Raw genomic sequence first — 17,443 nt, 5'->3', positions numbered from 1 at the left:
AACATTATATATCATGAAAAAACCTACTTTTTCTAGTATAGCCACTATAATCATCACAATTTTTATAGGCCTACACTCCTACGCTCAAAACTACGTGCCTTTTACACCGAGATTTAATCAGGATTTAAAAGGTGATATTGTATTAATTGGTAACAATATTCTAGGGCCAGATAATAACGCCTTTAATGACAACTCTGTATATAACCATAATGTCAATATGCAATATATTGATATTGATGGTGATGCAAGTACTTTTAGCTCTTCTAGTGCGGATTTAGAAATACCTAATCCAAATTGCTATGAAATTATTTACGCAGGTTTATATTGGGGTGCTGTAAATCCAGGTAATGAGCCTATTACCAATGTAAGATTCAGAGGTCCAACAGGAGGATATAATGACATTACAGGAACAGTAATTTATGATGCTGGCGGCACATCTGTAGATGGTGGTGATAGTTTTTCATATGCCTGCTTTGCTGATGTAACAGCTATAGTTACAAGTTATGGCTCTGGCGCTGATTTAGGAACATATACTGTTGCAAATGTATCTTCTGGAGTTGGAGAGACTGCAAATTTTGATCCATTTAATGGTACTGGTCAATCGGCGGGATGGTCTCTTTTTATAGTATACGAAGATCCAACGCTACCTGGGAAATCAATAACAAGTTTTGATGGCTTTAGTGCTATTAGTGTTCCTGGTAACAATCCTAGCTTAGACATTCCTGTTGATGGATTTAGAACTGTTCCTGCACCAGCACCAGTAAGAGCAAATTTTGCATTTGCAACTCTTGAAGGTGATAGTCCCATTTTAGGAGATCGATTACGATTAAATGGAACGAGTTTATCTACAGCTGATAGACCAGTTGCAAACTTTTTTAATAGTTCTGTTACTCAATTAAGTGCATTACCAGTAAATAATAGAGTGCCAAATAGTACAAATACACTTGGGTTTGATACTGGAGTAATCGCTATTCCAAATCCTGGAAATTCAGTTATAGCAAATGATGCTACATCTGGGACCATACGATTAGAAACAAGTGGCGATACGTATTTTCCGTATTTCTTTGCCTTTGCCGTAGAGATTATTGAGCCAAATATTGTGCTTACAAAAATTGTTGAAGACGATTCTGGTAATAATATAGGAGGACAAGGTGTTGGTTTATCAACACCGCTAAATTATGTTATTGGTTTTCAGAATACAGGAAATGATAATGCAACAAATCTCCAAATTAGAGATGTCCTTCCAATCAATATCGTTTATGACCATCCAACCGATTTAATACTTCCACCAGGTGTAACAGTTAATAGTTATAACCCTGCAACAAGAGAGCTTATTTTTGATGTTGAAGATTATCTAGTTGAAGAGAATGACCCAGTTTATGAAATACGAATTGAAGTAGAAACTGTTGATTCTTGTCAACAATTAGCTGATGCTTGTTCAAATATTATAAATAACCAAGCCTTTGCAACATACAATGGATTTTTTAATCCAACATTTCAGATTACTGATGATCCAAGTATAGATAGTAATACTGGATGTTTGCTAACGCCTCAAGCTACTAACTTTCTAATTAATTTAGATTGTACTTTTGAACAAGAACAGGTGCTTTGCGGTTCTACATTAGATTTAACAGCAGCTGATGGATATGATTCATATTCTTGGTCTACTAGCCCAACTGGAACACCAGTCATAGGCAATACGCAAACCATAACTGTAAGTGCTACAGGAACATATTATTCGTTTAATAATGCAATAGCGCCGTGTCAATCAATTGTACAACAGTATAATGTGCAACTTTTTGGGGGTACAACCACTAATCCAGTCATTCCATTTGCTGATGAAGTTGTTATTTGCCCTAACGATGGTAAAGAGCTACCAAACATATATTTATGTGGCTCTGAAGATTTTGTAAACATAGATACGAATATATCTGGGGCATCTTCAATTATTTGGGAACAGCTAGATGAGACTAGTTGCCCAGCTGTAACAGATACAGATTGTGCTAATGAAGATGATTCCTGTACTTGGAATGAAGTCGCTACAGGACCTGATTTTGTAGCTGATACTGCAGGGCAATATAGATTAACCATAAATTATGAAGGGGGTTGTTTTGTTCAGTTTTATTTTAATGTATACGAAAATCTATTAAACCCTTCAGTAGTTGCTGAGGACATTATTTGTACAACACCAGGAAGCATTACTGTAAATGATGTACCATCTGGATATGAATACAGTTTAGATGGCATATCCTATCAAGCAAGCAATATATTTACAATTACTACTCCAGGAACATATACTGTTTATATCAGACAAATAGGTATAGATACAAATCCTTGCGTATTTACAGTTCCGGATGTACAAATAAGAGAACGAGACTTTACAGTATCTACAGTAGTTACTCAACCATTTTGTAACGGCGATAAAGGAAGTATCCAAATATCCGCAAATGATGTTGAGCCACAATATACATTTGAAATATATCAAGGAGGAACACTAGTTAATAGTGTAGGTCCAATTATCGAAAACACTTATTTGTTTGATAATTTAAATACAGGAACATACACCGTAACTGCAACAACTGAAGATGGCTGTACCTATTCTGAAGATGTCACTATTGTAGAGCCTCCTTTACTGACCGTCACTGCAGCTTTAACAACACCATTAACATGTTCTGATGGTGAAATAACTATTTATCCTGAAGGCGGTACTGCACCCTATTTTTATTTTATAAATAGCACTACCGATTTCCAAACTGTCCCTGAATATACAGTTACAGTAGCAGGGACTTATGATATCACAGTTATTGACGCAAACAATTGTAGCGCTACTACCTCAATTACAGTAGATGCAGCACTACCTCCTGATTTTACAGTAGATACAACAGATATTCTATGTCCAGGAAACGATGATGGGAGCATTACTTTTACAGTAAACAACGCTAACGGAAATGTGATACGTTACAGCATTGACAATGGTGTAACATTTACTAATTCTCCTGTGTTTTCAGGTTTATCTGCAGGAAATTATGATGTCGTTGTAGAGTATATTTTTGGAGGTGTTATATGTAATACTAGTCCACAATCTGTAACTATAAATGAAAACCCACCAATTGATGGAACCGCCGAGTTGAGTGCACCTTTTACTTGTACAAGTAATGGAACGATTACCGTTACAGGTGTATCAGGAGGAACAGCACCTTATTCGTACAGTATTGATGGCGTAAACTATCAGCCGGGTAATACATTTAACGGTTTAGGGCAAGGTACATATACAGTAACTATAAGAGATTTAAATGATTGTACATTTATTACTAATGAAATCACAATTCCTCCATTAAATCCTCCTACTGATTTAGATTTTAGTAACACTCCAATCGATTGTTCAACAAATACTACAACAATAAGCATTACAAATACAACAGGTGGAATAGGTGGATTAGAATATCAAATCATAGCGCCAGCATCTGCTGCAACACCTTATCAATCATCTAATGTGTTTCCAGGATTGGAACCTGGAACATATACGTTTCAGGTAAGAGATGAAAATAATTGTGAGTATAGTGAATCTTATACAGTCGCTCCATTACCAGTTTCTACTGTAAATATTGTATTAACAGAAGGATTAGATTGTACTGCTAGTCCAGATGCTGTTATTACAGGAACCATCAACGGTACTGCTCCATATACCTATGCTGTTTCAATTAATGGTTCTGCATTCAGCTCTTTGGGTAGTACAGGAAATACCTTTGCATATTCTACATCTACAGCTGGTGATTATCAATTTGAGATTACTGATGGAAATGGATGTAATGTAGTATCATCAATTATTACAGTAAATCCTATAGTGCCTCCTGCATTGAGCGCTGTAGTGCAAAGTCAAAATATAAATTGTAATGGCGATGCTACAGGAGCATTAGACATAACAATTGATAATACAGTTGGTACACCACCATTTGTCATTAATGTAAATAATGACACCACAAATACAGATTATGGCAATCAAACGACTAGTTTACCTGCTGGGGATTATACAGTTACCATTACTGACGCCAATTCTTGTACAGATACTCAGACTATAACCATATCTGAACCTGATGCTATAGTTGTTAATTCTAGTACAGTAGATATTACGTGTACAGCTTCTGGCGTTTCACAAGGTTCTGTCATCATAAACTCTGTAACTGGTGGTACAGCTCCCTATAATTACTTTGTAACAGGAACTAATGGCTATTCCAATTCAGAGCTTAATGCTACTGGTTCGACATCTGTAAGTTTTGATGTCGTTGACTTTGGATTATACCAAATCAATGTAGTAGATGTTAATGGATGTTCAGTACTAATTCAGGATGTTTTAGTGGCTTCACCTCCATCAGATTTAGACATAACCATTACACCAACTGTTAATTGTTCTACAGGCGGTGAAGCAGTAATAGCAGTAAGCTCTGCACTAAGTAGTTCGGGTCCTTTTTGGTTTTCGATTTATCAAGAGCCTTTTGTACCCTATTCTGTAGGTGATCCAAATTGGTTGGCAGAGAATCCAGCAGGCAGTGCTTCTACTATATTTACTGGATTAATTCCTGGAGTGCAATACACATTCGTTGTATATGATAGCGCTACTAACTGTACATACTACGAAACTTCTACGGCATCTATACCTACAAACTCTACCTTAACTTTAAGTGCTTTTGACAGCAATAATATAACCTGTACAGGTAATGCAGATGGTAATGTGTCTTTTACTATTGAGAGTATATATGCTACAAACGTTGATGTTAGTTACCAAGTTTATGAATCACAATCTTTAACTCCAGTTGGTGCAATAGGAACTGGAACTGTTCCGGCAAATGGAAGTTTAACCGTTACGGATTTCGAAACTTTACCATTTGGAAATTATTTTGTGTCTATAGCAGAAACTTCAGGTCCGAATGCGGGTTGTGGAATTGTCACTGCTCCTTTTAATATTACCGAATCAGAATTTCCTTTAGACGTATCTGTTTTTGTGAATCAAAACGCTAATTGTAATGCAAATTCTGGAGTTGTTTCTGCAGTTGCCGAAAATGGTACTGCACCCTATCAATATCAAATTACAACAACACCAGCTGCGCCATTGGCTACTGATGCGGGATGGGGCTCCGCAAGTACATTTAATTTAGATGCAAATACATACTATGTACATGTATTAGATGCATATGGCTGTATTATTACAAGTCCAGCTACAATATTACCAATGGATGATTCGCCAGTAATTACAGCTGTTGTTAATGATGATTGTTTAGACATTGATGGAACGTTTCAAATTGATGTGAATTTGGCATCAGTTGGAGTTGTGCCTTATAGTATTAGTATCGATGGAGGTGCATTTCAAACACAAAGTTTCCCTTTCACAATTTCAAATCTAGCATCAGGAAATCATACCGTAGAAATCAACGATGCAAATGGTTGTGGAAACTTAGTTTCAGTAGATATTTTACCAATCTTAACTATAACACCAGATGTAACGGCATTGCCAACTTGTAATAATGATGATGGCGTAATTACACTTTCACCTTCTGGTGGTTCTGGCACCTACACATATAGTATTTTACCAAATAACCCATCAATTACTATAGCAGGAAACACCATTTCCGGTCTCCCTTCTGGATTATACGATATCACAATTACGGATAACATTACTGGTTGTACTGAAGAGGTTTCTGTATCTCTACCAGAAGCTATTGCTCCTACTTTCGATTTAACACCAAACTTTGTAACATGTTTTGGAGATAATACAGGAAGCTTTGATATCGATGTTACAAATTATTCAGGCACATACACATACGAAGTTATTGATAGTACAAATACTTCTGTTTTTGGAGTTGTTTCCGCGAATACTAGTACAAATCCATTAACAGTTAGTAGTCTTACTTCTGGAACTTATACGGTAATTATAACTGAAACTCAAAGCCCATTCTGTTCATCAACTTCGGATGTCATAATAGGTTCCCCACTTGAAGAGTTATTATTAGATGTTACAGAAACATCTAACGTAACCTGTAACAATAATGTTGGAACTATAACTGCAATTGCAACAGGTGGTTGGGGAGATTATCAATATGAATTAACTGGAGATGCAACAGTTCCTTTTTCATCAAACGGAACATTTACAGATTTATCTGCTGGTGATTATACTGTTAATGTTAGAGATGCAGAAGGTTGCATCGTTTCTGAAACTATAAGACTAGACGAGCCTACTCCAATTGATGCTATTTTTACACCTAGTACAAATATGCTAGTTTGTTTTGGAGATTCAAATGGGAGTATCACAATTACTAATGTCACTGGTGGTCAAGGAAACAATTATACATACACTTTAAATACAATTTCTCCAATTGTAGCTTCATCTGGTCCTCAAACATCAAATGTATTTGATGGACTAGCAGCCGGAATATATCAAGTTGTAATTAATGATGGCTTTGATTGTGAAATGATATCTATAGATATTTCAATTTCAGAACCAACACCTATAAGCGCTAATTTAGTAAAAGCATCTTCTCAAACCTGTTTCACAGAATCTGCATTAACACTTAATGCAACTGGTGGTAATGCGCCATACTCCTATAGTGCGGATAGTAATTTTGCAACAGTATTAGGAACGTTTAACTCATCTACAACTTTTAATGTTCCTGTTGGTACATATTCATACTATGTTAGAGATGTAAATAATTGTATTGCAATCGTGTCAAATGATATTACTATAGACCCGTTGCCAGATTTAGCAATTAGTTTAGACTCAGTAAACCCAACGATTAATTGTGCTGGTGATAATACAGGAAGTATTACGGCTACTGCAACTGGTGGTCTAGGAAATTATATTTACACGCTACAAGACACATCTGGAAACACAATAAATGCGACACAAAATACACCAGGTTATTTTACAGAGCTTATAGCTGGTAATTATGTAGTTTCTGTTGAAAGTGGTGATTGTAACGCAATATCATCTACAATTCCTATTACTGAACCTTCAACAGTTCTTGAAGCTACATTGAGTGTGACTAATGTACAATGTGCTGGAACAGATAATGGTTCAATTTTAGTTAATGCTACTGGCGGGACAGGAACCATCAAGTATGCTATTTCACCTCAATTAAACCAATTTTTTGATACTAACCTTTTTGAAAATTTAGAACCAGGCGAATATGATATTATAGTTCAAGACGAACTAGGATGTTATTTGACTTTTACTGAAACTGTCACTGAACCTGTGCAGGTATTATTGAGTATAGTGCCCAATTCAATTTTACCTGAGGTTTGTGACGGTGATTTAGATGGTGAATTTAGTATAGATATATCAGGTGGTACAACACCATACAGTGTGAGTTTAGATAATTATGATGGTCCATATACAACAGGTCTCGTTGGTCAAACCCAATTTGATTTTACAGATTTAAGTGGCGGAGATCATATTGTCTATGTTAGAGATGCTGAAGGCTGCGAATCTGAATGGAATATTACTTTTCCCCCATCTGTTAGAATTAATCCAGAAATAGAATTATCGTACGATTGTGATCAAAACGCGCAGACAAATACTGTAACAGTAACTGTTGATGACTCTATTACTGATTTATCTGAACTTGATTACTCATTAAACGGAGGACCATACCAAGCAAGTAATATTTTTACAAATATCCCTGTAGGAACTGATAATTACATTAACGTTAGACACAGTAATGGCTGTATTCAAACTACCGAGTTATTCGACATGTCAGATTATGACCCAGTAACACTTACACTATCAGAAGGTGAATTAAATGAAATTGTTGCTCAAGGTGGCGGAGGTACAGGAAGTTATACATATACATTTAATGAAGAAGACTATGGTGCAGAAAATACATATACAATTACTCAGTCAGGAATATATATTATAACCGTAACAGATACAAATGGTTGTACAGCTATTGCTCAAGTAGAACTTGAGTTTGTTGACATCTGTGTGCCTAATTATTTCACACCAAACGGTGATGGAACTACAGACACTTGGGCTCCAGGATGTGTAGACAATTATCCAAATTTAGAGTTTGACATTTTTGACAGATATGGTCGTAAAGTGGCCACTTATCGTGTAGGCGAATATTGGGATGGACGTTATAATGGCTCAGAATTACCAACAGGAGATTATTGGTACGTCGTTAGACCAAATGGTTCAAGTGTTGAACGCTCATTTGTTGGGCATTTCACCCTTTATAGGTAATTCCTAACTAATTAAAGAAGAAACAGATGAAAAAAAATCTACTATATATATTACTAACCTTTTCAATTTATAGTTCTGCACAAGAGCTAAATTTACCTGTATTTACACAATACCTTGCTGATAATGAGTTTGTAATTTCCCCAACATTTGCTGGCATTGGTGATAATGTAAGAATTCGAGCTAATGGATTAACTCAGTGGGTTGGCATTAAAGGTGCACCAGATAATCAAGCTCTATATGCAGATATGAGAATAGGAAATCGCTCGGGTGTTGGTGTAAGTATGTACAATGATAAAAATGGTAATACGAGACAAAAGGGTATTAAGTTTTCTTTTGCGCACCATCTAACCTTAGGCTATAATTCAAAGCAATACTTATCCCTTGGATTGTCTTATAATATTAATAGTTTTCGTATTGATATCGAAAACTTTGTGGCCACTCCAGACATTCCAATTGTAGACCCAAGTATTATTGATGATCGCTCACAAACTAATAATAATTTTGATGCAGGGTTTTTATATCGATACAATAATTTTTATCTCAGTTTTAATGTAAATAACATTTTAGAAAAAGATGTAAACCCCTTTACAGGATTAGAGCCAAATAGCTTGACTAATTTTCAGTTGTTTAGTGGCCTAGTTATGAGAAGTTCTCAGGATAGAATGACAGAATACGAACCTTCAGTATTTTATCAACGATTTAATAGTGATGGTCGCTCTAGTACTGATATTAATTTTAAGTATAGAAAACTAAATAGATATGGTGATTACTATTGGATTGGAGCTTCTTATCGTTTTTTAAATGATCAACTGTTAAAACCTCTAAATATTGGTCCTATGGCAGGCGTCATGAAAAAAGGATTCTACTTTGCATATTCTTACCAATTTACGGTTAATGATTTGGCAGGTTATAATTCAGGAACGCATAGTATTACTATTGGTATAGATTTACTACAAGGTGTTAGTAATTGTGAGTGTACCACTGGTGCAAGAGAATATTGGAAATATCAATAATTCTAAATGTTAATATTTTTAGGATAAACTTTAGTTAACTCATAATACAATAGCTTATATATCGTTTACATTTGTGCATCAATCACTTTTAATCAAATGAAATCTATATTAGCTTCAATTGTATTTCTGTTAGCTTCTACTCTATTGTTTTCTCAAAATGCACCCAATGATTCTTTAAAAATAATTGTAGAATCAAGAATTAAAAAAGGAGTTACAAGTCAAGAAATTATAATTCCTATAGTTGATTCAGATACTATTAAAAAAAATATAGTAGATATCAAAACTGAGTTTTGGGATACTGTAAACTATAATCCGTACCGAAATGAAGTGGTTAAATTTCCATTGCAGATTACATTCAAAGATTCTAATTACGCTTCACCAATTGCAAAAAACAAGGTAATTACATCCCGCTATGGCTGGCGTCGTGGTAGACCACATCAAGGTATAGATATAGATTTAGTAACTGGAGATAGTGTTTCTAGTATTCTTGATGGCGTTGTACGTTATGCAAGATATAGTCGTGGGCATGGTAAAGTTGTTGTTATAAGGCATTATAATGGCTTAGAGACAACATATGCACATCTTTCATCTATAAATGTAAAACCAAATGACACTATTGCTAAAGGACAATTTATAGGTAAAGGAGGTAATACCGGGCGTTCTACTGGTAGTCATTTGCATTTAGTAACTAGTTATAAAGGACAATACATACATCCAGAATATATTTTTGATTTTTCTGAAGACAATAAAATAAGAGCTAAAGAATTGTGGGTTACCAAAGAATGGACACGTGCATCATTTCATAGTTCTAGGCGTCAATCCAAACTAAAATTATATACAACTGAAGATCAAGCATTAGCGAGTTTAATAAAAACTAAAAAAGTATATGTAGTAAGGTCTGGTGACACGCTTTCAAGAATTTCGAAGCGTAACAATGTCTCTATTGCTGCGATTTGCAGAACAAATTCAATCAGAAAATCTTCAACACTTAGAATTGGGCAAAAACTCATTCTTGAATTATAAAATTTGATGTTTTGATTTGTTGCAGAAGTCAACTAACTTCACACTGCAAATTCAACACATCATGAGATACATTTCTATTTTATGCTTTGTCCTACTATTTTTTTCTTGTAAAACGGAAAAATCTGAACTTACTGACATTGAAAGATGGCATAGCATTGCTGAAAACATTACTATAATCAGAGACAATTTTGGAGTACCACATATTTATGGTAAAACTGATGCAGATGCTGTTTTTGGTTTGTTATATGCACAATGCGAAGATGATTTTAATCGTGTTGAGCAAAATTATATTTGGGCTACAGGTCGATTAGCTGAGGTTGAAGGCAAATCTGCTATATATAGTGATTTACGTGCTAAGATGTTTATGACTATAGATGAAGCAAAAGAAAACTATAACAAAAGCCCAGACTGGTTAAAAGAATTGTGCAATGCTTTTGCAGATGGGATTAATTATTATCTATACACGCATCCAGAGGTAAAACCACGTTTACTTACAAAGTTTGAGCCTTGGATGCCTATGTACTTTTCTGAAGGCTCTATTGGTGGTGATATTGAACGTGTTTCGACCAGAAAGATTAAAGCCTTCTACGAAGGTGGAGATTCTAAATTATTCGATGAGACTAAATCAAAAAAAGAACAGTTGGAAGCTGAGCCTTCAGGATCTAATGGTATTGCTATATCAGGAAAGCTGACAAAATCTGGAAATCCTATTTTATTGATTAATCCTCACACCTCATTCTTTTTTCGAGGTGAAGTGCATGTTGTTAGTGAAGAAGGGCTTAATGCGTATGGAGCAGTGACTTGGGGTCAGTTTTTTGTGTACCAAGGTTTCAATGAAAAAACAGGTTGGATGCATACTTCAACATATACAGATGTCATTGATGAATTTGAAGAAGATATAGTAAAAGTTGAAGATAAACTCATGTATAGATATGGTGAAGAATTGAGAGAGGTCAAATCTTTTCAGACAATGCTTAAATATAAAGACGATGATTCTATTAAGACTAAAACTTTTCCATTCTACAGAACGCATCATGGACCAGTAACTCAAAGTAAAAATGGTAAATGGATAGCGACTGCTATGATGTGGGAACCAGTAAAAGCATTAGAACAATCATATATTAGAACTAAGCAAGATGGTTATAATGGTTTTAGAAATATGATGGATATAAAGACAAACTCATCTAACAATACAGTTTACGCTGATGCCGAAGGTAATATTGCATATTTCCATGGTAATTTTATTCCAAAACGGGATATCAGCTATAATTATAAAGAACCTGTTGATGGTAGTGATCCTAAAACAGATTGGCAAGGATTGCATGAGGTGAATGAACATATTACATTATTAAACCCAAAAAATGGCTGGCTTCAAAATTGTAATTCTACACCATTTACAGCTGCTGCAGAGAATAGTCCTAAAGTTGAAGACTACCCAAGTTATATGTCACTAAATCGTGAAAACTTCAGAGGTGTTCATGCCATAAATTTATTGACCAATAACAAAGATTACACCTTAGACTCTGTAATTAAAATGGCACATGATCAATACTTACCAGCCTTTCAAGCTTTACTTCCAGGTCTTGTCAAAGCTTATTATAAACAAGAAGACAAAAATTTAGAATATCAAGAAGCAATAGACTTATTAAATAAATGGGATTACATGTCTTCTAAAGAATCTGTAGCCATGACATTGGCACATTATTATGGACTAGCAATTCTAAGAAATGGAAAACGTCCAAAAGCCATGTCATCAATGGAAACACTTAACTATTTTGGTCATGAGTCTCCAGAAATAGAACGCGTTTTAATCTTTGAACGTGTTATAAACTATTTAAATAAAACCTTTGGTACGTGGAATCTACCTTGGGGAGAAGTTAATCGTTATCAAAGGCTTAACAGTGACATCAAACAAAAGTTTGATGATAATGAGCCAAGTATTCCGGTTGGGTTTGCTTCGGGTCGTTGGGGTGCCTTAGCTGCTTATGGTGTGAGTTACACCAATCCAGAAGCTAAAAAAATATATGGTACGCGCGGTAATAGTTTTGTTGCGGTCGTAGAATTTGGGGATAAAGTAAAAGCCAAAACAATGTTGGCAGGTGGGCAAAGTAGTGATATAGATTCACCACATTTTAATGATCAAGCTCAAGCTTATGCTGATATAAAATTTAAAGACGCGCCATACTATAAAGAAGATGTTTTAAAGGTGGCAGAAGAAACTTATAAACCAGGTCAAAGACAATAATCAATAAATGCACCATGAGATACTCTATACAGTTATTACTATTATTAACACTACTTAGTTCTTGCAAAGAGAAAACTATTGAAGAAAAAACAGAAGTGTCTAACATTAACAAAGAGCAATTGGCACTTAAATCTGCTTTAACTCTATATGCCTCTTTTGATAATGGTATTAATGCTGATTTTGCAAAAGGCGATGACAGACTCTATTCTGTAATGAATCGTAAATCGTTAGATTCTGCAAGAATAGGTCTATATAAAGACAGTGTTAATATCGCTAAAACTATAGGTAAGTACGGAGATGCACTTCAATTCAAGGATAAAACTAAAGGCTACGTGTTTTACAAAAGTTTAAACAATATTGCTTATTCTACAACTGATTGGGATAGTTCAATTTCTTTTTGGTTAAGTCTAGACCCAAATACAGATTTAAAACCAGGATATTGTGACCCAATACAGATTACAGATTCTGGCTATAATGATGCCGGAATATGGGTAGATTTTACAAAAGAAAATCCAAGAGATTTTAGGTTGGGAGTTATTGGAGATCGTGATTCATGGAACCCAAATCCTGAAGGGCCAGATAATGAAAACCCTAATTTTATATCACAATTAATTCCAGTTAAAAGCCCACCTTTTAGTACTGGAAAATGGACACATATTGTTATTAATTTTTCTGAATTAAATACAGCAAATGGGAAAACAGAATTATTTATAAATGGGGAAAGTGCGGGTTCTAAAACGTCAATAAAAGATCCATTTACATGGGAAATAGAGAACTCAAATATTCTTTTAGGATTAAGCTATATTGGTCTTATGGATGAACTATCTATTTTTAATAAAGTGCTTTCTAAAAATGAAATAAAAGTCTTATATAACTCTAAAACGCCTATTAGTGCTATTGTAAAATAAACTATTTTATAAGTTTGGTATTAGGGTGTGCTGCTTTCCAGCCAAACCAAAATGCATTAAAGGAATGCAGGCGCTTTATAATTTTCCCTGAATCAGATTTTATAAAATTTTCGTAAAGCATCCATTTAGTTCCTGATTTATCTCTTAGAGTCGTTTTTTGGTCATAATATTCAAATTCAACTCCTTTAGAAAAGTACACTCGATTTGCACCAGAAACATCTGTTAATACTACGAATTGTTGCTCAGCTAATTCATTATAATAAATGATATTCTTGCTTAAAAATTTTGATGAAATTGCAATTGTCTCATCTGTAATTTCAGGAAGTTTAATAGCTAGTATTAACTGCTTATTTTTTAGCCTTTTATCAAGATTAGGTACATTAAACATAACATCATCTGTAGAGAAATAATCTTTATAAGCGATTCCTTCGTTATAATTTCTAGTGTGCCCAGTTCTTAAGCTAAGAACTGTGGTTTCAGGGTGCCTAGATTTCCATTCTCCCCATGTTGTTGTTACTACACTTAAATAGTCTAATTCTATGCCTTTGTCAACTAATGGTCCAACAACAGGTTTTCCCCAAATCGTATTCCATAACGATTGTGTCGCTTTATCATACATTAACTTATTTGAGCGATACAAAAATCCACTTGTCCCTAAATCATATTTTTTTCCTTGAAACTCAGTTTTGTATAATATTACCGTGCCACATAGTGTACAATATACACCTGCTACAGGGACATCACTAATAGTATCTGTAAACATCTCGTGCCAAGCTAAGATACGTTTTGGATAAGCCCTAAAATCGCCATCAATTTCTATCCCAAATACAATATTATCATCATCTAAATAGTCAGCTTCATTAGCCAAAATCATCTCTGGATTTCGCAATGGTTGGATACCATCTTGTTTTACACCACCCCACCTTACCTCATCTAATCTTATTTTTGCTGTATTCTGTCTGTTATAAAAATATGTTGTGAAACGCCTATCAATTAGTCCATGTAATTGTGCTTTAAATTTGTGGTAATATGGTGTTAAACGTTGAGGCTTTGACCATAAATCTTCATACCATTTATTAACATCTAAACCATAACGTTTACCAGTTTTTGCTTTAATTAATTTTAGTAGTAATTGATTTAGCTCAAAGTCCTGAGAGAAATAAAAAATTTCTAAGATGATAATTTCAAATTCGGGTTTCCAATTTTTAGTCAGAAAGGATATAGCATTTTTATGTACTTGTTTATCGTTTGACGAAACTAGGCTCACAAAATTAGAAAACTCTATATCTTCTTGAGTTATAGTATTTGGCTCAGTTTGGCCAAGCAATAAAAAAGAAAATAAAAATGTAAATACAATCAAGATTAATTTATATCTGGATAACGAAATTTTCATGGCAATAATTTACCATTAAGTCGAAAAGATTGACTTTAAATGACACAAATTAATATTAAAACTATACTAAATTATAGACTTCTAAACGGATTAGTTTTTTGTAATTTCGATACTGCCCTGAGTTATCTTGCCATCATATGAAATAGTTTGTCTATTAGTACTAGTTACAGTTAATCGTGTTGCACCTAGAGCAGTAATTCTATAATTAAACCTTAAAAAATCTCCTTGAGAATTAGCAGTAAACTTAACAGTAATTACCTTTTTCTTTTCATTATATCCTACTTTGTAATTCTCTATTTCACCTTTGTAATGTATACCACTTTCATTAGTGATTCGTTTCGGAAAAAACACACGTCCAAAATATGGCAAATAAATATCAGAGTTTTTATTCTCTATTTTTACAAAGTTGTCGTTGCCAACTAGATTAACTCTATTACCTTGGAAAACACCTTGGCTTCCTAGCAAACTCTGACCTATAGTCGCAATATCATTTCCAAGAGGATTAGCCCATAGTGCTTCAAATTGAAAATTTCCAGATTCAATTAACGCTTTAATTTCATTAAACTGAGCTTCTATAATCTCCTTTTTATCCTGTTTTACTTCTGCTTGTGTCTGAGAAAAACTAATATTAAAAGTGAATATAATTAAGATTAATATGAAGAATAACTTTTTCATAGTTAAGTATTTATATTTTAAAGTTAATCAAAAATTATACCGATAACTATTAAAAAAAAGATTTTAACCTTTAATTATCAACTAATTAATTATAATTTATCTATAATCTCATCTGGATTTGCTCTTAACTTATAATCTTCTTCTAAAAAATGATAACTAATTGTACCATCTTGCTCAATTATATAAGTCGCTGCAATTGGCAATTCTTGATGGCTATTTTCTTGATTTTCATCAAGGCTAATCCCGAATTTTTTATACAATTCTTGAAGTGATTCTGGTAATTGAAATACCAAACCTAACTGCTTAGCAAATTCATTATTAATATCTGAAAGCACTTCAAAGCTGAGGTTATTCTTTTCAGAGGTAGATAATGAATTATCAGGAGTTTCTGGACTTATAGCGATAAGTTCTGTCCCTTTAGATTTTATAGCTTCTAGTTTGTTTTGGTATGCTCTTAGCTCTAGATTGCAATATGGACACCAGCCTCCACGATAAAACGTGAGTACTACTCTGCTATTATCTAATAAATCAAATAAAGCAATCGATTCTCCTTTTGCGTTTGGTAAAGTTGCGTTTGGAATTTTATCACCAGTTTTTGATGCATTTTCTAAGATGGAAGATGCAATTAAATCTTCTATGGCTGATTTCATAATAATCTGTGCTTCGCCTGGGTGACGTTTTACACTATTATCTGCAAGTTCCTGTAATTGTTCCGTAAGGTTCATTTATAATTATTTTTACACTAAGTCAGGAAATAACTAAACACCTTACAGTTTGTTATTACGTTATATTATAAATTCTTTAAACGTAATATCCAATGCGTTTTGGGCATCGATAATCTTTTGCATTTCGCCTGGTATAATTAAAGCAATTGATTGACCTGTTTTTCCAGCTCTAGCTGTGCGACCACTACGATGTGTATAATATTCTAACTGTTCTGGTAATTGATGATGAATGACAAAGGACAAATTATTAATATCAATACCACGTGCCGAAACATCTGTAGATACCAAAAATTGTAAACTTTCATTTTTAAATGCGCGCATTACTTTATCACGTTCTTTTTGTTGCATATCGCCTTCTAAAGCATCTACCGAAAATCCTTCATTTTTAAGTTCTTGTGCCATTTTTTTTGTGCCAGCTTTTGTTCTACAGAAAATTACACCTCTATCGTTTGGGTATTTGTCTAAAAGTTTGCCAACAACCAAGGTTTTATTGTGTATTGAAGTATTTATAAAATGATGAGAGATATTTTTATTTACTAAAGACTTTTTGTCAATCTCAATCCGTATAGCATCATGCGACATATAAGTCTTAACCATCTTCTGAATTTCGTTTGGCATTGTCGCCGAAAACAACCATGTATTTCGTGCTTTGGTATTGTACTTTAAAATCTTATTTAGATCTTCTTTAAAGCCCATGCTTAACATTTCATCTGCTTCATCTAAAACTAGTATTTTAACTTGGCTAATATCCACTGCGCCTCTTTCTACAAGATCCAATAATCGTCCAGGCGTAGCAACAACTATGTGAGTTGTTCTAGAAAGCGCCTTTATTTGTCTATCCATTTTTTCGCCACCATAAACACCCTCTACAAAAATCTTATAATCAATGTATTTTGTAAATTTAAAAAGCTGTTTTTTAATTTGTTGCACCAATTCTCTTGTAGGCGCAATAATTAAAGCTTGTACACTATTATTGCTGATATCAATTGCATTTAAAGCAGGCAAACCAAAAGCTGCGGTTTTACCCGTACCAGTTTGCGCCAAACCAATAAGGTCAGTTCTTGACTCTAATAAAACTGGGATGACTTCTTGCTGTATTTTTGTAGGATGCTTAATTCCTAGCTCTTTTAAACCTTTTACATAAGATTTTGAAATACCTAATTCTATAAATGTAGCCATTATAATACTTTTGCTGCAAAGGTAATTTATTTAGAGCCGTCACTTCAATTAT

9 protein-coding genes are annotated in these 17,443 nt (G+C 34.0%); 5 read left to right on the top strand and 4 right to left on the bottom strand.

Annotated elements, in window-relative coordinates; genetic code table 11:
• Nucleotides 1-13 precede the first annotated feature (13 nt).
• From IEV10_RS08990 to IEV10_RS08970, 5 genes are all read left to right on the top strand, one after another.
• On the top strand, nt 14-8,230 hold the full coding sequence (locus IEV10_RS08990; protein ID WP_188374382.1) for a T9SS type B sorting domain-containing protein: 8,217 nt from the start codon (nt 14-16) through the stop codon (nt 8,228-8,230).
• Between the two features lie 26 nt (nt 8,231-8,256).
• Nucleotides 8,257-9,243 (top strand): PorP/SprF family type IX secretion system membrane protein, encoded by a 987-nt coding sequence (locus IEV10_RS08985; RefSeq protein ID WP_188374381.1) that lies wholly within the window; start codon nt 8,257-8,259, stop codon nt 9,241-9,243.
• A gap of 96 nt (nt 9,244-9,339) precedes the next feature.
• Complete coding sequence (locus IEV10_RS08980) at nt 9,340-10,266, top strand: peptidoglycan DD-metalloendopeptidase family protein (RefSeq protein WP_188374380.1); 927 nt, start codon at nt 9,340-9,342, stop codon at nt 10,264-10,266.
• 61 nt (nt 10,267-10,327) lie between these two features.
• Nucleotides 10,328-12,511 (top strand): acylase, encoded by a 2,184-nt coding sequence (locus IEV10_RS08975; protein ID WP_188374379.1) that lies wholly within the window; start codon nt 10,328-10,330, stop codon nt 12,509-12,511.
• Nucleotides 12,512-12,525: 14 nt separating this feature from the next.
• Nucleotides 12,526-13,419 (top strand): LamG-like jellyroll fold domain-containing protein, encoded by an 894-nt coding sequence (locus tag IEV10_RS08970; RefSeq protein WP_188374378.1) that lies wholly within the window; start codon nt 12,526-12,528, stop codon nt 13,417-13,419.
• Between the two features lies 1 nt (nt 13,420).
• Here IEV10_RS08970 and IEV10_RS08965 read toward each other — a convergent pair whose 3' ends face one another.
• The 4 genes from IEV10_RS08965 to IEV10_RS08950 all read right to left on the bottom strand — a co-directional run bounded on the left by IEV10_RS08965 (nt 13,421) and on the right by IEV10_RS08950 (nt 17,391).
• Nucleotides 13,421-14,812: a DUF3179 domain-containing protein gene (locus tag IEV10_RS08965; protein ID WP_188374377.1), complete on the bottom strand. Its 1,392-nt coding sequence runs from the start codon at nt 14,810-14,812 to the stop codon at nt 13,421-13,423.
• A gap of 90 nt (nt 14,813-14,902) precedes the next feature.
• Nucleotides 14,903-15,487, bottom strand: coding sequence for a DUF4251 domain-containing protein (locus IEV10_RS08960; RefSeq protein ID WP_188374376.1), 585 nt, complete (start codon nt 15,485-15,487; stop codon nt 14,903-14,905).
• Between the two features lie 89 nt (nt 15,488-15,576).
• A complete protein-coding gene (locus IEV10_RS08955; protein WP_188374375.1) occupies nt 15,577-16,212 on the bottom strand; it encodes a peroxiredoxin-like family protein in 636 nt (211 codons plus the stop codon).
• Between the two features lie 60 nt (nt 16,213-16,272).
• Nucleotides 16,273-17,391: a DEAD/DEAH box helicase gene (locus IEV10_RS08950; RefSeq protein ID WP_188374374.1), complete on the bottom strand. Its 1,119-nt coding sequence runs from the start codon at nt 17,389-17,391 to the stop codon at nt 16,273-16,275.
• Nucleotides 17,392-17,443: the final 52 nt, after the last annotated feature.

The organism is Winogradskyella haliclonae (genome assembly GCF_014635865.1).
GTDB lineage: Bacteria > Bacteroidota > Bacteroidia > Flavobacteriales > Flavobacteriaceae > Winogradskyella > Winogradskyella haliclonae.
This window is presented reverse-complemented; position numbering and strand designations above follow the sequence as displayed.

Bases quoted from the DNA above. Each gene is read 5' to 3' on its own strand.
- IEV10_RS08965 (WP_188374377.1), bottom strand. From the start codon at position 14,812: ATGAAAATTTCGTTATCCAGATATAAATTAATCTTGATTGTATTTACA.
- IEV10_RS08960 (WP_188374376.1), bottom strand. From the start codon at position 15,487: ATGAAAAAGTTATTCTTCATATTAATCTTAATTATATTCACTTTTAAT.
- IEV10_RS08980 (WP_188374380.1), top strand. From the start codon at position 9,340: ATGAAATCTATATTAGCTTCAATTGTATTTCTGTTAGCTTCTACTCTA.
- IEV10_RS08985 (WP_188374381.1), top strand. From the start codon at position 8,257: ATGAAAAAAAATCTACTATATATATTACTAACCTTTTCAATTTATAGT.
- IEV10_RS08955 (WP_188374375.1), bottom strand. From the start codon at position 16,212: ATGAACCTTACGGAACAATTACAGGAACTTGCAGATAATAGTGTAAAA.
- IEV10_RS08950 (WP_188374374.1), bottom strand. From the start codon at position 17,391: ATGGCTACATTTATAGAATTAGGTATTTCAAAATCTTATGTAAAAGGT.
- IEV10_RS08970 (WP_188374378.1), top strand. From the start codon at position 12,526: ATGAGATACTCTATACAGTTATTACTATTATTAACACTACTTAGTTCT.
- IEV10_RS08975 (WP_188374379.1), top strand. From the start codon at position 10,328: ATGAGATACATTTCTATTTTATGCTTTGTCCTACTATTTTTTTCTTGT.
- IEV10_RS08990 (WP_188374382.1), top strand. From the start codon at position 14: ATGAAAAAACCTACTTTTTCTAGTATAGCCACTATAATCATCACAATT.